This is a genomic window from Streptomonospora alba (genome assembly GCF_000826685.1).
Lineage (GTDB): Bacteria > Actinomycetota > Actinomycetes > Streptosporangiales > Streptosporangiaceae > Streptomonospora > Streptomonospora alba.
On the sequence record NZ_JROO01000004.1, the window covers coordinates 59,493 to 75,216 of the forward strand.

Consider the following 15,724-nt stretch of genomic DNA (forward strand, 5'->3'; position numbering starts at 1 on the left):
CCCACGGCCCAGCCGAGGAGGCACAGCACATGTCCCAGACCGCAGCACCGACCACCGGGGCCGGCGACACGGGCCCGTCACCGGGTTCCGTGGTGATCGCCGAACACCTCGTCCCCTGGTACGGCTCCGAGATACCCTGCCCGGCGGCCGACCTCGTCGCCGGCGAACTCCGCCGCCGCGGCGCGCGCCAGGTGCGCGGATCCCTGCTCGTCACCGGGGATGCGGCAGGGCGCACCGCCCAGGCGGGTACCCCAAGCGGACCGGCGCACTCGGACGGGGGAACCGGCGCGCTGTCCGCCACCGGGCACACCGCAGTGGTCCCCGGTTCGGACCCGCCGACCGGCCTGGGCGCCGGGGCGGAGGACCCCGCGGACCCCGCCGCCGAGCGGGCCGCCCGTGAAGCCGTCGACGCCTGCCTGGCCGTAGCCGGAACGGCGCGCACCGTCCTGCTCGCCTCGCCCCGGTCCTTCTGCGCCGGAGTCGAACGCGCCGTCGAGGTCGTCGAGCAGGCCTTGGAGCAGCGGGGAAGTCCGATCTACGTGCGCAAGCAGATCGTGCACAACACCCATGTCGTCGCCGACCTCGAAGCGCGCGGCGCCGTCTTCGTCGACGAGTTGGAGGCGGTGCCCGAGGGCGCCACCGTGGTCTTCTCCGCGCACGGCGTGTCCCCGCAGGTGCACCGGCAGGCGGACGAGCGCGGGCTGCGCGTCATCGACGCCACCTGTCCGCTGGTCACCAAGGTGCACACCGAGGCGCGGCGGTTCGCCGCCCGCGGCGACACCGTCGTGCTCATCGGCCACGACGGTCATGAGGAAGTCGAGGGGACCCTCGGCGAGGCGCCCGAGAGGACGGTCCTGATCTCGACGCCCGAGGAGGCCGCCGCCCTGGAGGTCGAGAATCCCGAGCGGGTCTCCTACCTCACCCAGACCACCCTGGCCGTCGACGAGACCGCCGAGGTCGTCGACGCGCTGCGCGCGCGCTTTCCAGCGCTGCGCGGCCCCGCGTCCGACGACATCTGCTATGCCACCACCAACCGCCAGGACGCGCTCAGCGCGATCGCCGAAGAGGCCGACCTGGTGCTGGTGGTGGGTTCGGACAACTCCTCCAACTCCCAGCGGCTGGTCGAGCTCGCCGTTCGCCGCGGCACCGCCGCCCACCTCATCGACGACACCCGCGACCTCCGCCCGGAGTGGCTGGCCGGAGTACGGACGATCGGCCTGACCGCCGGCGCATCGGCGCCTCCGGGCCTCGTCGAAGCCGTGATCAGGGTTCTGGGGGGTCTCGGCCCGGTCACCGTCCACGAACACGAGATCACCCGCGAGACCGTCCACTTCTCCCTGCCGCCGGCGGTGCGGACGTCGTAACGGGCCGGTAGGGCGGCGGAAGGGGGCGGGGCGCGGTCGACGGGCGTGTTGGCGCCGGGCCGGGTGTCCGGCAGGGCGGCGAAGGTGCGGATGGGGGTGGGCGTCGGTAGGTGCTCTCGGCGTCAGGTGAGGCGCGCGACGATGCGTCCTGGGTACGAACGCATCGCTCTTCTTCCGTACTGCGGAAGTTCAGCGGGGTGATTCGCCCGAATCGCCCGGCGTGTGCGGTGGCGCACCTGCCCGCTGCGCGACGACACTCGCAGAATGCCGCGTTTTCGGCCCTGGGGGTGTGACCCGGCGCGGTATCGCGGTCGCTGAAATCAGTCGGATCCTCGCTGACCCGCGAAACCGGATCAGACGGGTGAACCGCTCCGCTGGACGAGCGCCTGTGCCGCCCGAAGCGGCATTCCGCGTGTGCGGGCGCACGCACGCCGCCCCAGCGGCCGCCACAGTCCGGATCGGCCGATTCGTCCCCGCGTCGCCGACCGACGCCGCCCTGGCTGTCCGCCACCGTCGACGCCTCCTCGGGGGCCTTGCCGTTCGCCCACCGCAACCGGTGGAGGCGGCCCGAGTCATCCGGTGCCTGCGCTGCCGTCCTCGGGCGGCCGCCCCCGCGCCGGCGGCAACCGGCCGACGCCGACCCCGGGCCGTCCGGGGCCTCGCTGCCACCCCGGGGCTCCGCGCTCCTCCTCCTCGAATGCGCGATTCAGTCATGCATCACTCTATGAGTTGCATTACATGCGTACTTAGGTCATTGTTGAGCTGTTCATCTGCGCGAAATGAGCAGACAGGGGTGCGGAGTGCGTCATCAGGAGCTGCTGGACGCCGTCGTCGACGGCATCCAGCGGGTCGAGGACCTGGCACGGGTGCTGGGGATCAGCCCCTCGACGGTGCGGCGCGGGCTGGCCGACCTGGAGCAGGCCGGCAAGATCGTGCGCACGCACGGCGGCGCGGTCCCCGCGCCCGCCGGCGGGGAACTCTCCTGGACGCAGAAGAGCCAGCGCAACGCATCCGCCAAGCGGCGGATCGCGGCCTATGCGGCCGATCTCGTCGAGGACGACCACGTGGTGCTGCTCGACGCGGGCAGTACCACGACCTTCATCGCCGAGCGGCTGGCCGCGCGGTACGGACCCACGGTCGCCACCAACGGGCTGGGACCGATGACCGCACTGCACGACGCCGAGGGCGTAGAGCTGATCATGATCGGCGGCCGGGTCCGGCGGCGGCGTGGATCCATCGTCGGCGACTACGCCCGCGGCGTCCTGGACCGGCTCACCGCCGACATCGCTTTCATCGGCGCCGACGGCGTGGTCGCCGGGCGCGGCGTGAACTGCCCCAGCCCCGAACTGGCGGCGATCAAGGAGTTGCAGATGCGCAGCGCCCGCGAGGTCGTCGTGGTCGCCGACTCCAGCAAGCTCCACGCGGACGAGCACCACTACTGGGCGGTCCTGCCCGGTCCCCACGTGCTCGTCACCGACGACGGCATCGGCGACGAGGACGCCCGCGTGTTCGACACGGACCCCTCTTGCCGGCTTCGCGTCGTCCCGACCGCAGGCGCCCCCATCACGCCTGCGGCAACCGATTGACCCCACGAAAGGGGCGGAAATGGATGTGCAGCTGCTCGCGGCGCTGGTCCTCGGCGTCGCCGCTGTCGTCGCGATCATCGTGTGGTCGCGTCTGGACGCGTTCGTCGGTCTGCTGGTCGGCGCGCTGGTCACCGGGGTAGTCGCCGGTGTCCCCGTCACCGACCTGATCGGCCACATCACCTCCGGTTTCGGCGACACCCTCGCCGGGATCGGCATCGTCATCGCGCTCGGCGTCATGATCGGAAAGGTCCTGGAGGAGAGTGGCGGCGCCGATGCGCTGGCCCGGATGTTCGTCCGCGCCTTCGGCAAGGGGCGCGAGGACGTCGCGATGACCGCCACGGGCTCGGTCGTCTCCGTCCCGGTCTTCTGCGACTCCGGGTTCGTCATCCTCCATCCCCTCGCCCGCTCCCTGGCCCGCCGTTACGGCAAGCCGCTGGTGGGCGTCTCCATCGCACTCGCCGGCGGCCTGGCCGTCACCCACCACCTGGTCCCGCCCACGCCCGGCCCGCTCGCCGCCGTGGGCCTGCTGGGCGCCGACCTGGGCACCGTCATCCTCGCCGGGCTGATCATGGCCGTCCTCCTGGTGCCGGTCGTGATCGCCTACGCCCGCATCATGGGCCCGCGCCTGGAGCCCCACCTGGACCCGGACCTGCTCCCGGAGTTCGCCGCGGCCGGGGGATCGGGCGGATCCGGAGCATCGGCACCGGCCTCGGGCGGATCCGCCGGCGGCGCCGCCCACGGCGGAAAGGAGGGGTCCGGCGCCTCAGCGGCCGCGGAAGGCACCGACAAGCCGCGGGTCAACCCGGCCCTGGCGGCGCTGCCGCTGCTCCTGCCGCTGCTGCTGATCGTCGGCAACACCGTCACCGGAGCCGCCGCCGAGGGCACCCGCCTCGCCGAGGTGTTCTCCTTCATCGGCGAGCCCGCCATCGCACTGCTGATCGGCCTGGTCATCGCCGTCTACCTGCTTCCGCGCCTGAACACCGGCCGCAAGACCGTCGTCGGCTGGCTCACCTCCGCGGCCGCCTCCGCCGGCATGATCGTCTTCATCACGGGCGCGGGCGGCGCCTTCGGCGAGGTGCTGCGCCAGTCCGGTGTGGGCGACGCCCTGGCCGAGGAGGTCTCGACCTGGGCGGTGCCGCTGTTCCTGATGCCCTTCCTCATCGCCACGTTCGTGCGTATCGCGCAGGGATCGGGCACCGTCGCCATCATCACCGCGGCCACGCTCAGCGCGCCGCTGGTGCAGTCGGGCGGGGTGGACCCCACCCTCGCCGTGCTCGCGGCCTGCGCCGGCTCCTTCGTGTTCTCCTACGTCAGCGACTCCTTCTTCTGGGTCGTCACCCGCTTCACCGGCCTCTCCGGCGGCGCGGCGATGAAGATGTGGACCGGTGCCACCACCACCCTGTGGCTGGCCAGTATCCCGCTGCTGGGCATCGCCGCCCTCATCCTGGGATAGGAGTAACCACCGTGGCCCAGATCCTCGTCGTCGCCGACGACCTCACCGGTGCCAACGCGACCGGCGCCCGGTTCGCGCGCGCCGGTCTGCGGGTGGCGACGGTCACGTCCGAGCAGGCGTCGCGGGCGGCGCGCGACTACGACGCCGTCGTGATCAACCTCGACAGCCGCCACCTGCCCGCCGAACAGGCGGCCGCTGAGGTCACCGCCGCCGTCGAGGCCGTCTGGCCGGTGGAGCTTGTCATCAAGCGCACCGACACCACCCTGCGGGGCAACGTCGGCGCGGAGCTGGAGGCGGCATGGCGGGCCGTGCGCGCGCGGGTGCCCGAACCGACCCCGGTGCGGGCCCTGTTCGCGCCGGCCTTCCCCGCGTCCGGGCGGGTCACCGTCGACGGCGTCCAGCTGCTCGACGGTGTCCCGCTGGAGCGCAGCGAGCTGGCCCTGGACCCGCTCAACCCGATGAGCACAAGCGTCGTAGCCGACATCCTGGGCGAGCAGACCGACCTGGCGGTGCGGCACATCCCGCTGCGCCGGGTCGCCCAGGGCCCTCTCACCGCCGAGTTGGCCGCCGGCGATGAGCCGGTCGTGCTCTGCGACGCGCTCACCGAGCAGCACCTGGCCGACATCGCCCAGGCGGCCGCCCGAGTGAACCGCGACCACGGCACCGTGTGGCTGGCCGTCGATCCGGGGCCGGCAGGAGCCCTGCTGGGCGAGGCGCTCGGCCTGAGCGGGCCCGCCGCCGCGGCCGGACCGCTGCTGGGCGTGGTCGGCAGCGCCACCGAACTGACCCGCCGCCAACTCGACGCGGTCGCCAGAGCGGGCCCCGTCCGGTTCGTCGACGTCGACGCAGCGCGCCTGGCCGGGGGAGAGGTCGACTACCGGGCGCGGATCGCCCGCGAGCTCGACGACCACCTGGCCGCGGCGGCGTTCCCCGAACCGGTCGTGCTGCGCACCGCGCAGTCGGCGCGCGACGTCGTCGAGCTTCCGGCCGCCGCCAAGCTCGCCCTGCCCGGGTTGCTGGCCGACCTGGTCGCCGACGCGGTGCGCAGCGCTGACGAGTCCGGTGTGCCCAGCGGCCTCTACACCAGCGGCGGCGAGGTCACCTCGGCCGTCCTCGACGCCCTGGACGTGCGCGCCTTCGAAGTCGACGGCGAGGTCGTCCCCCTTGCGGTGCACGGCCGCCTCAGCGGCGGAGTGCTCGACGGTGCCCCCGTCGTCACCAAGGGCGGTCTCGTGGGCGACGACGCGACCCTGGCGGAGTGTCTGGCGAAGCTGCGCCGCGCCGTGCGGGCGCGCCTGCGGACGGTCCCGGCCGCGGTGCCCGGACACCACGGTCCGCACGCCCGCCCCCCGCAGCCCCCTGATCCCCCGTCGGCCGGGCCGCTGCAGGCACCGCCGCGGGTGTGACGCCCGCGGCGGCGCCGCGGCACGAGGAACGACCCCGCCCGGCCGCTGGACCCAGCGGCCGGGCGCGCATCCTGGGAGGGAAACGAGATGTCCGAGACCACCGGCCCCCCGAGCGGCCGCCCCGCCCTCGCCGTCACCGTCGGCGACCCCGTGGGGATCGGCCCCGAGATCACCGTCCGCACGCTCGCCGAGGTGGGTACCTCCGCCTCGGCCCGCGGCGTCGTGGTCGCCGACCCCGCGGTGCTGCGCCGCGCCGCCGGCGTCTGCGGTCTGGACGTGCGGATCCGCGCACTGGACTCCTGGGACCTGCCCGAGGAGGCCGACGGCGTCATCGACTGCTTCGACCTCGGTGAACTCGGCGAGACCGAACTGCCCTGGGGCGCCGTGGACAAGCGCGCGGGCGCCGCGGCCGTGCGCGCCATCGAGGTCGCCACCCGCGCGGCCATGGATCGCCACGTCGACGGGATCGTCACCGGCCCCATCAACAAGGAGGCCATCTGGGCGGCCGGCAGCGAGCACCTGGGCCACACCGAGATGCTGGGCGCGCTCACCGGCGTCACCCGGCAGAACACCATGTTCGTGGTACGCGGCAAGAAGATCTTCTTCGCCACCCGCCACGTGTCGCTGCGCACGGCGCTGGACCAGACCAACGCCGATCAGCAGGCGGCCGCCATCCGGGAGGCGCTCACCGCGCTGCGGGTGTTCGGCCACGACGAGCCGCGCCTGGCCGTGGCCGCCATCAACCCCCACGGCGGGGAGAACGGAGCCTTCGGCACCGAGGAGATCGACCACCTCCTCCCGGGGGTGGAGCGCGTACGGGACTCGGGTGCCGACGTGGTCGGACCGGTGCCCGCCGACTCCGTCTTCCACCAGCTGCTGCAGGACCGCTACGACGGTGTCCTCTCGCAGTACCACGACCAGGGCCACATCGCCGCCAAGACCTTCGACTTCGACGGCACCATCTCGGTCACCGTGGGCCTGCCGATCCTGCGCACCTCCGTGGACCACGGCACCGCATTCGACATCGCCGGCACCGGGGTCGCCGATCCGGGCACCATGCGCTCGGCGTTCCTGCACGGCTGCGAGTTCTCCCACTTCGCCGACCGCATCCGCGCCGAGTACGGCGCCTGAACCGGGGCGGCCGCCGGAGCCGACGGGGGAGTACCGGCGGCCGCCCCGCTCGGGAACGTGCGCCGGCCCAGGCGCCCGTGCCCTGTCGCCTGCCGGCGCGATCGGCGTCGCGCTCGCCGACGGGGGTGCAGGCGCCACCTCCGCAGGGGGAGTCCGCACTCTCGTTACGACGGGTTCCTCCGGCCTAGGTTGAACACCAACCGCTTCGGCAGCGTTCTCAGCGTCCCCCGCGATCGGCCAGCCCCGCCTATGCCGCGACGGCCCCGCGAGGGGGAGGGCCGGTTCCGCACACGCTGAGCCCCGCCGGAGGGAGCGATCGGCAGCGGACGGCACGTGTGGAGGTACCGGTATGGCCACGACCGACGTGAGCGGCGAGGGCGGCGCGCCCCCGGCCGCGGAGACGAACAGCCGAGCCGCGCGGTCTCCCAGCGACTTCGCGGTCCTGTCGCGGCGCATCCACCGGGCGGGGCTGATGCAGCGCCGCCCCGGCTACTACACGGTACGGCTGAGCACGCTCGCCGTGCTCTTCGTCGCCGGGTGGGCGGCGTTCCTGCTGCTGGGGGACTCGTGGTGGCAGATGGCCGTGGCCGTCTACCTCGCCGCCGTCTTCGGCCAGGTGGCCTTGGCCGCGCACGAACTCGCCCATCGGCAGGTGTTCCTCGCCCGCGTTCCCAGTGAGGCGGCGGGACGGATCGTCGGCAACCTCGGTATCGGCATGGGATACGGCTGGTGGCAGGACAAGCACACACGGCACCACGCCAACCCCAACCACGAGGAGTTCGACCCCGACGTCGCACCCGACCTGCTCGTGTGGTCGCAGGAACAGGCCGCCGGCGCGACGGGTCCGGCCCGTTTCATCGGTCGGTGGCAGGCGTTCCTCTTCTACCCGCTGCTCACCCTGGAGGGGATCAACCTGCACGCGCAGAGCGTCCGGTCCCTGCTGCGGCCCCGGCTGCGCCTGCGCTGGCTGGAGGCGGCGCTGCTGGGCGCGCACTTCACCCTCTACCTCGGTGCGGTGTTCACCGTGCTCTCACCCGGTCGGGCCCTGCTGTTCCTGGCGATCCACCAGGCGCTGTTCGGGATCTACCTGGGCTGCGTCTTCGCCCCCAACCACAAGGGCATGCCCACGCTCACGCGTGCGGACAAGTTCGACTTCCTCCGCAAGCAGGTGCTGACCTCGCGCAACATCACCGGCGGACCGATCACCGACACGGCGCTGGGCGGACTCAACTACCAGATCGAGCACCACCTCTTCCCGAGCATGCCCGCGCCGCACCTGCGCCTCGCCCGTCCCATCGTGCGGGACTACTGCGCCGAGATCGGCGTCGCCTACCACGAGACCGGCTTCCTGCGCTCCCACGCCGAGGCGCTCGCCCATCTGCACCGGGCCTCGGCGCCGCTGCGCCGCCCGGGGCGGCAGGCCCCTCCGGACGCGCCGGCCGGCCGCGGCGCCGGTGAATCCGCACGGTGATCTGAGTAGTACTACTCAAGCCTTCCCGCGGCCGCCACGATGGAATGGAGGCGTCGGAACCACACCCCGCCGGTCGCAGGAGGAGAACACAGGTGAGCGAGTCGAAGCCCGCCCGGGACGCGGCCCTGAGCGGCCTCGTCGAACGCGGCGTCATCTCTGCCGGCCAAGCCGAGGAGGTGCGGGCGGCGCTGCGGGAAGCCGATTCCGGACCCGGCCGGGTCCGGTGGACGGAGATCGTCGGATACATCGGCGGAGGCCTCGTGCTGGCCGGCGCGGTCGCGCTGGTCGCCTCCTCCTGGTACGACCTCAGCGACGACGCCCGCATCGCTCTGCTGGCCGTACTGGCCGCCGCGTCGGCGGGCGGCGCGATGTTCATGGTCGGCGGACCCCAGCGGATGCGCGGCCGCCGCAGCCGGGTGCCCGACGTCCGGCGCCGGATCGGGGGCGTACTGCTGGCGCTGTCTTCGGTGCTCGCCGCATTCGCCGTGGGCGTCGCCCTGGACGGCGATCCGCTGTACGCTCCACCGCTGGTGGGCCTGGTCGTGGCCGCCGCCGGCTACGCCGCGCTGCCCTCGGCCGTGGGCCACGTGGCGGTCTGGGGTATGAGCATCGGCGTGGTGGCCACCGCGCTGGGGGATCTTTCCTACGCGTACGAGACCGAGAGCTTGGTCATCGGCGGCGCGCTGCTGGCACTGGGGCTGCTGTGGGCGGTGCTGTCGGCCCTGGGCGCCGCGGCCGAGCGCCGCCTGGGCTTGGGACTGGGTGCGGCACTCGCGCTGGCGGCCGGCCAGTTCCTGCACGCCTGGACGCCGCACGAACCGTTGGGTTACTGCGCCACGCTGGCGGTGGCGGCGCTGTGCATCGCCTACTACTTCCTCGACCGCACGGCGGTGCTGCTCGTGCTGGGCATCATCGGTGTCACGGTCGGCGTGCCGGAGTTGGTCTGGGACGTCACCGACGGGGCGATCGGGGCGGCGACCGTCCTGCTGCTGGCGGGGGGCATCCTGCTGGCGGCCAGCTGGGTGGGACTGCTGGTGCACCGGCGCGGAGGATCCGGTGGTGAAGAACCGCCCGCCGCCGGGCCGCAGCCTCCGCCCGCGACAGGGCCCACGCGAACGGACGCCTCCGGCCCCCGACCGCGACTCTGACCGGCCCGAGTACCCGGCCCGCGGCCGCCGGCGCCCGGAGGCGTCGGCGGCCGCGGCGTGCGAACGCGGCCGCGGACCGGAGCCTACTTCGCGCCCTGGTCCAGCCCGGCCCGCCGCAGGGCGTCGGCCATAGCGCCGCCCGCCTCCGGTGCGCCGTCGCGATCGGCGCGCTTGCCGCCCTTGCTGTTGCGGGAGCCCTCCTTGCGCGAACCTTCCTTGCGGCCTCCGCCGTCTGCGCCCTTGGCGGCGCCGCGCTCAGCGCTGTGCGGATCGTCCTCCAGCCGCATGCTCAGCGAGATCCGCTGGCGGTCGGTGTCGACGTCCATGACCTTCACCCGCACGACGTCACCCGGCTTGGCGACGTCACGGGGATCGCTGACGAAGCTCTTGGACATGGCCGACACGTGCACCAGCCCGTCCTGGTGGACCCCCACGTCGACGAACGCGCCGAAGGCCGCCACGTTGGTGATCGCACCCTCCAGGATCATGCCCGGCTGCAGGTCGGCCAGGGTCTCCACGCCCTCCTTGAACGTGGCCGTGGTGAACTCCGGCCGCGGGTCGTGCCCGGGCTTCTCCAGCTCGGCGATGATGTCGGTGACCGTGGGCAGGCCGAACTTCTCGTCGACGAAGTCGGCCGGCCGCAGCGCACGCAGTGTGGCGCCGTCGCCGATCAGCGAGGCGACCTCGCCGCCGGTCGCCGCGACGATGCGGCGCACCACCGGGTAGGACTCCGGGTGCACACTGGAGGCGTCCAGCGGGTCGTCGCCGCCGCGGATCCGCAGGAAACCGGCGCTCTGCTCGAAAGCCTTGGGCCCCAGCCGCGGCACCGCGCTCAGCGCCGAACGGGCGGCGAACGCGCCGTTGGCGTCACGGTGGTCGACGATGTTCTGCGCCACAGCCGAGCTGATACCCGACACCCGCGACAGCAGCGGCACCGAGGCGGTGTTGACGTCGACCCCCACCGCGTTCACGCAGTCCTCCACAACGGTGTCGAGCATGCGCGAAAGCTTGGTCTCGGACAGGTCGTGCTGGTACTGCCCCACGCCGATGGACTTCGGGTCGATCTTGACCAGTTCGGCCAGCGGGTCCTGCAGCCGACGGGCGATGGACACCGCGCCGCGCAGCGACACGTCCAAGTCGGGCAGTTCCCGCGAGGCATAGGCCGAGGCGGAGTAGACCGAGGCTCCGGCCTCGGAGACCATGACCTTGGTCAGCCGGTCTGAGCCGATCAGCTTCACCAGCTCGGCCGCGAGTTTGTCGGTCTCGCGGGAGGCGGTGCCGTTGCCGATGGCGACGAGTTCGACGCCGTGCTCGCGCACCAGCTTGCCCAGGCTCGCCAGCGCCTCGTCCCAGCGCCGCTGCGGCGGATGGGGATAGACGGTGTCAGTGGCCACGACCTTGCCCGTCGCGTCCACCACGGCCACCTTCACGCCGGTGCGCAGCCCCGGATCGAGCCCGAGGGTGGGGCGGGTGCCGGCGGGCGCGGCTAGCAGCAGGTCGCGCAGATTGGCGGCGAAGACCCCCACGGCGGCGTCCTCGGCCTGCTGCCACAGGCGCATACGCAGATCGATGTCCAGCCGCACGAACACTCGCGTGCGCCAGGCCCAGCGCACCGACTCCACCAGCCACCGGTCGGCGGGGCGCCCGCGGTCGGCGATGCCGAAGCGCGCGGCGATCGCGCGCTCGTAGGGGCCCGGCGCCGCGGGGTCGGCGGAGTGCTCGTCGTCCTCGGGCTGCAGCGTGAGCGAGAGCACCTCCTCCTTCTCGCCGCGGAACATCGCCAGCACCCGGTGGGAGGGCAGTCCGGTCAGCGCCTCGGAGTAGTCGAAGTAGTCGGAGAACTTGGCGCCGTCCTCCTCGCGTCCCTCGCGGACACGCGAGACCAGGCGGCCGCGCGACCACAGGCGCTCGCGCAGCTCCCCGACGAGGTCGGCGTCCTCGGTGAAGCGCTCCACCAGGATCGCGCGGGCGCCCTCCAGCGCGGCGGCGGCGTCGGCCACGCCCGCGTCGGGGTCGGCGTAGGCCGCGGCGGCGGTCTGCGGATCGGGTGCGGCCTCGCCGAGCAGGAGGTCGGCCAGCGGCTCCAGTCCGGCTTCGCGGGCGATCTGGGCCTTGGTGCGGCGCTTGGGCTTGTAGGGGAGGTAGATGTCCTCGAGCCGGGCCTTGGAGTCGGCCGCGTTGATGCGCGCTTCCAGCTCGTCGTCGAGCTTGCCCTGGGAGCGGACGGACTCCAGGATGACGGCGCGCCGCTCCTCCAGCTCCCGCAGGTAGCGCAGGCGCTCCTCCAGCTCCCGCAGCTGGGCGTCGTCCACCCCGCCGGTCGCCTCCTTGCGGTAGCGGGCGACGAAGGGGACGGTGGCCCCGCCGTCCAGTAGCCCGACGGCCGCGGTCACCTGGTGCTGGCTGACGCCGATCTCCTCGGCGATGCGCTGGTCGATGCTGATCGTCACGTTGGCTGGTCCACCTTCTCGATCTTGTTCACCCTGTGCATTGTCCTGGGCTCGACCGCGGTTGTCACACCGGTGGGCGGGGGCTGTGCACGGACGGCTACCTCCCGCCGCACCGGGGCGGGGGCGGAAGCCGGGGCCAGGCAGCACGCCGCCGCGGAATGATGCGGACGCATGGATTGTTGACGATGATCAGCCGGCAGAGTGCCGGCCGGTGCGAAGGAGGCCCCGATGCCCGCAGCGGCGTCGGCGCCGTCGTGCTCCTACCGCGTTTCCCCGGATCCGCGGCGACCACGGGCCCTTCGCGACGAACATCCGCGGGGAGCCGGCCCCGGCGGTCCGGGACGTCCGGTCCGACCGCTTCGCCGGCATCCCCGCCGAACCCCGCCCCGGGTCCGGCGTCGTCCGACCCGCCCGGAGGCGGAGTGCGCCGGCGGCCGCCGTGAGGGGAGGGCCGCCGGCGCGCGGCATTTCCGCGCCGGGCCCCGACGGCGCCCCGGCGCCCCCGCCCCGGCCGTGGGATCGGAAGCGATTGCCGCATCTTGAACCGCCGGTGGCCAACCGCAAACCGCCTGTTGAAGGCCGTCCTGATCTCCTGTGAGAGAGGAGAAGGGCTTCCGGTGACCGGAAGGCACATCGACGATGGGCGGGATGCACGTGATCATCGATCCGACGTCGGTCCGCAATCTGGCCGCCATGAACGACGAGATGGGCGTGCTGAGTGTGTACGCCACCGCCGATCCGCGCGACAAGTCCGCCTCTCCCGCCTGGCGCCTGGCGGTGGGCAACGAGTTGGGGGCGCTGCGCAACGGCGTGGCCGACCAGGGCGACAAGGGGCGCAGGGACGCGGTCCTGGACCGCCTCGACCGGCTGCAGCCCGAGATCGAGACTGTGCTCGACTCCGCGGAGTCAGGGGTCGGACGGGCCCTGTTCGCACCGGTCAGCAGCGACGAGGTGCACACCCTGACGGTGCAGATGCCGCTGGACGACTGCGCGGTCCTGGAGCGGCGCCCCTACCTGCGGCCGCTGGCCGGCGCACTCACCTTCGGCGCGCCCGCCGGCGTCCTGGCCGTGTCCCATGAGGGAATGCGTGTCATCGACCTCCGCTTCGGAATCGCCCGCGAGGTCACCCGGCTGGCCTTCGAGCTCGACACCGGCGACTGGCGCATCATGCGCGGGCCCGCAGCCGGCGGACAGGCCGGCAGCCCGTCGCGGTCGGCCAACCAGCCGGACCGCTTCGACCGCCGCGTCGAGGACAACCTGCAGCGCTACCTGTCCTCGCTGCGGCCGCGCGTCGCCGAGATGGCCGACGGCCACGGCTGGGAGTCCCTTGCCATCACCGGCGACCGGCGGCTCATCGAGGTGGTCCGCAAAGGACTGTCGGCCTCCCCCGCCCGCCGCGACGTCATCCTGCTGGACCGGGTCGCCGAGTCCCTGTCGACCAACGAGATCGCCGCGCTGGCGCGCCCCGAACTGGAGAGGTCCCGCAGCCGCCGCTGCCGGGCCGTGGCCGAGCAGGCACGTGAGGCCGCGCTCTCGGGCGGACCGGGAACCACCGGGATCAGCGACACGCTCGGTGCGTTTCGCGAGAACCGCGTCGCCCACCTCGTCCTGGACGGAGCGCGCAAGCTGCGCGGGCGGCGCACGCCCGACGCGCGGTACTACCCTCATGGTGAACTGCCGCCCGGGGAGTCGGCCGCGGCCGAGGAGAACGACCTGGGCGAGCGCATGATCGAACTCGCGTTCACCTCCGGCGCCCAGGTCACCATGCTGCCGCCCGAGGCCGCCGACGTGCTGGCCGAGGAGGACGGCGTGGCCGCGCTGCTGCGCTGGTAGCAAGCCGCCGCCATCGGCGGGTGCTGCCCGGCGCCGCCGGAGGCGCGCCCGCTGAGGGAGGAGCCGCCTCGGTGCCGTCGATGGGACCGCGCGCGTTCCAGCTGGTGCTGCTGCGGCGCATGGCCGACTTCCAGCCCCAGCTGGTCGACGAGGCCCGGCATGAGTTGGGCGCCTCGCGCACCGAGATGCGCGAGGCCAACCGGCGCTGGCAGGCGATGCTGCGTTCGGCGCGTGCGCCCGCGGGCCTGGAGCGCTACCGGCTCGTGCTGGGGCCCGCCCGCAGCAGCGGTCGGCGCGCGATCGGCGACCTCGACTGCACATGGCACCGCTGGCCTGTGCCGCTGTGGCCCGAGCTGCGCTACGAGGTGGTGACCGCCGCCGGGGGGCCGGTGCTGCACGAGTGGCTGGTGCGCGCCGAGGACGCGCCGGAGCCGCGCCTGCACACCGTCGGCGACCTCGCGCCCTGGTCCTGCGTCGTCGACGACCTGGCACGCGCGTTCACCGGCGCGGTGCCGATGGAGGGGACCGCGCCCTCGCGCTGGCGCCTGGCCTTCACCGCCCCCGACGCGCGCTACGTCGCCGACTTCGCCTGGGGGCTGCTGCAGCGCGTCACACCCGTCCTCGATGTTCCGGACGAGGCGGGGCGCTGACCCGGGGGCCGTGCTCGCGGACGAGGGCAGGCCACGCCGGGTGCGCGTCCGCCGGGTGCCGCGGCGCGGGCGCGCGTCAGCGCCGGTAACGCTGGTTGCGCCGCCGCATCAGCAGCCCGAATCCCCCCAGGATCACAAAGAGTCCCAGGAGGATCAGGCCTGCGAAGACGAGGTTCATCACGGTGCTGTCCATACCGGCCGTCTACCCGCCGGGCGCGCGCCCACACGGTCGGTCGGTGCGGGCCAGGACGGCGTCGACCTGCTGCTGCAGAGGTTTCGCGTCGAGGCGGTTGTCGACCGCGATGTGCTCGACGGGAGGCGGCTCCTCCGGGCGCACCCGTGCCACGAAGTCGTCGAAGCCGTCGAGCTTGCCGGAGTCGCGCGAGCGCCCTCGTCCGCCGAGGCGGGTGCGCAGAGTGGCCCCGTCGCTGGCCACCCACACCAAGCGCACCGGCTCGCCGCCCAGCGCGTCGACCCAGGAGCGCCACCGGTCGGGATCGCGGACCTGGCCGGTGAAGGGGGCCACCGGCATGACGGGGCAGCCCGCCGCGCGGATCTGCGCGGCCGCGGCGGTCATCCCGCCGTACTCGTGCACTTTGACGTGCTCGTCGTACCAGGAGCCCTCGCGCTCGCCGTAGGAGCGGCCGTGCGCTGACAGCACCTCGGCGACGAACCCGCTGAACATCGTGTCCTTGTCCAGCAGGGCGGGTACGGGGTCCAGGCGTCGCAGCAGCAGCTCGGCCACGGTCGACTTGCCCGCGCCCGGGGCGCCGGCGACCACCCACACCGTCCCGCGCGCCGCGCCGTCCTCACCGCTCACGGCGGTCCTTCAGCTGACATCCGGCCATACCCCGACGCTACCGGGCGATCGCAGGCCCGCCGTTCAGTTGTCCCCGCCGAGGAAGTCCGGGGCGTAGTACTCGTCCACCGGGACGGGGCCGCGGTAGCCCTGGCACATGCACGGGCGGTAGGTCCCGCCGCTCTGGCCGACCCAGCGGCCGGGGATGACCACCTGGGCCTGGCACCGCTTGGATTCGTGTTCGTGGAAGACCAGGTGGTGGCCGCAGCCGCAGATGGGCTGGGGCGCACCGGCGTTGGCGGAGACGGCGGGCCGCTGGGGCGGCGGTGGCTGCTGGCCGCGGCGGGGGATCATGCGGCCGATCATCACCCCGCCGAGAGCGATGGCCGCCCCCACCACAAGGCTTACCGGCTCCATGTCGTGCACCGCCCTC

Annotated in this window: 12 protein-coding genes; 9 read left to right on the forward strand and 3 right to left on the reverse strand. The window is 73.4% G+C overall.

Translation table 11 applies throughout. From position 1 onward, the window contains the following. Positions 1-29: 29 nt before the first annotated feature. The 7 genes from LP52_RS01720 to LP52_RS01750 all read left to right on the forward strand — a co-directional run bounded on the left by LP52_RS01720 (position 30) and on the right by LP52_RS01750 (position 9,559). Positions 30-1,364 carry a 4-hydroxy-3-methylbut-2-enyl diphosphate reductase gene (locus LP52_RS01720; RefSeq protein ID WP_040270156.1) on the forward strand — a complete coding sequence of 445 codons (1,335 nt, stop codon included), beginning with the start codon at positions 30-32 and terminating at the stop codon, positions 1,362-1,364. An 800-nt stretch (positions 1,365-2,164) separates the two neighbouring features. Then, a complete protein-coding gene (locus LP52_RS01725; RefSeq protein ID WP_040270157.1) occupies positions 2,165-2,950 on the forward strand; it encodes a DeoR/GlpR family DNA-binding transcription regulator in 786 nt (261 codons plus the stop codon). A 19-nt stretch (positions 2,951-2,969) separates the two neighbouring features. Then, positions 2,970-4,403 (forward strand): GntP family permease, encoded by a 1,434-nt coding sequence (locus LP52_RS01730; protein ID WP_040270159.1) that lies wholly within the window; start codon positions 2,970-2,972, stop codon positions 4,401-4,403. An 11-nt stretch (positions 4,404-4,414) separates the two neighbouring features. Beyond that, entirely contained in the window at positions 4,415-5,809 is a 1,395-nt protein-coding gene (locus tag LP52_RS01735) for a four-carbon acid sugar kinase family protein (RefSeq protein ID WP_084722795.1), read from the forward strand. Positions 5,810-5,896: 87 nt separating this feature from the next. Next, entirely contained in the window at positions 5,897-6,940 is a 1,044-nt protein-coding gene (gene pdxA, locus LP52_RS01740; RefSeq protein WP_052809305.1) for a 4-hydroxythreonine-4-phosphate dehydrogenase PdxA, read from the forward strand. Positions 6,941-7,412: 472 nt separating this feature from the next. Continuing rightward, a complete protein-coding gene (locus tag LP52_RS01745) occupies positions 7,413-8,411 on the forward strand; it encodes a fatty acid desaturase family protein (protein WP_157036159.1) in 999 nt (332 codons plus the stop codon). A gap of 92 nt (positions 8,412-8,503) precedes the next feature. Next, a complete protein-coding gene (locus LP52_RS01750; protein ID WP_052809306.1) occupies positions 8,504-9,559 on the forward strand; it encodes a DUF2157 domain-containing protein in 1,056 nt (351 codons plus the stop codon). A gap of 83 nt (positions 9,560-9,642) precedes the next feature. Here the strand turns inward: LP52_RS01750 and LP52_RS01755 are convergent, their stop codons facing one another. Next, entirely contained in the window at positions 9,643-12,009 is a 2,367-nt protein-coding gene (locus LP52_RS01755; protein WP_040270160.1) for a Tex family protein, read from the reverse strand. A gap of 648 nt (positions 12,010-12,657) precedes the next feature. Here LP52_RS01755 and LP52_RS01760 point away from each other — a divergent pair. Together LP52_RS01760 and LP52_RS01765 are read left to right on the forward strand one after the other, a co-directional pair. Beyond that, on the forward strand, positions 12,658-13,842 hold the full coding sequence (locus LP52_RS01760; protein WP_238580686.1) for a VLRF1 family aeRF1-type release factor: 1,185 nt from the start codon (positions 12,658-12,660) through the stop codon (positions 13,840-13,842). Between the two features lie 80 nt (positions 13,843-13,922). After that, the gene (locus tag LP52_RS01765; protein WP_040270161.1) at positions 13,923-14,492 is read left to right on the forward strand and encodes a hypothetical protein; all 570 of its coding nucleotides are present in this window, start codon (positions 13,923-13,925) and stop codon (positions 14,490-14,492) included. 202 nt (positions 14,493-14,694) lie between these two features. Here the strand turns inward: LP52_RS01765 and LP52_RS01770 are convergent, their stop codons facing one another. Together LP52_RS01770 and LP52_RS01775 are read right to left on the reverse strand one after the other, a co-directional pair. After that, on the reverse strand, positions 14,695-15,312 hold the full coding sequence (locus tag LP52_RS01770) for an AAA family ATPase (protein WP_040270162.1): 618 nt from the start codon (positions 15,310-15,312) through the stop codon (positions 14,695-14,697). 63 nt (positions 15,313-15,375) lie between these two features. Then, positions 15,376-15,708, reverse strand: coding sequence for a hypothetical protein (locus tag LP52_RS01775; RefSeq protein ID WP_040270319.1), 333 nt, complete (start codon positions 15,706-15,708; stop codon positions 15,376-15,378). Between the last annotated feature and the right edge of the window lie 16 nt (positions 15,709-15,724).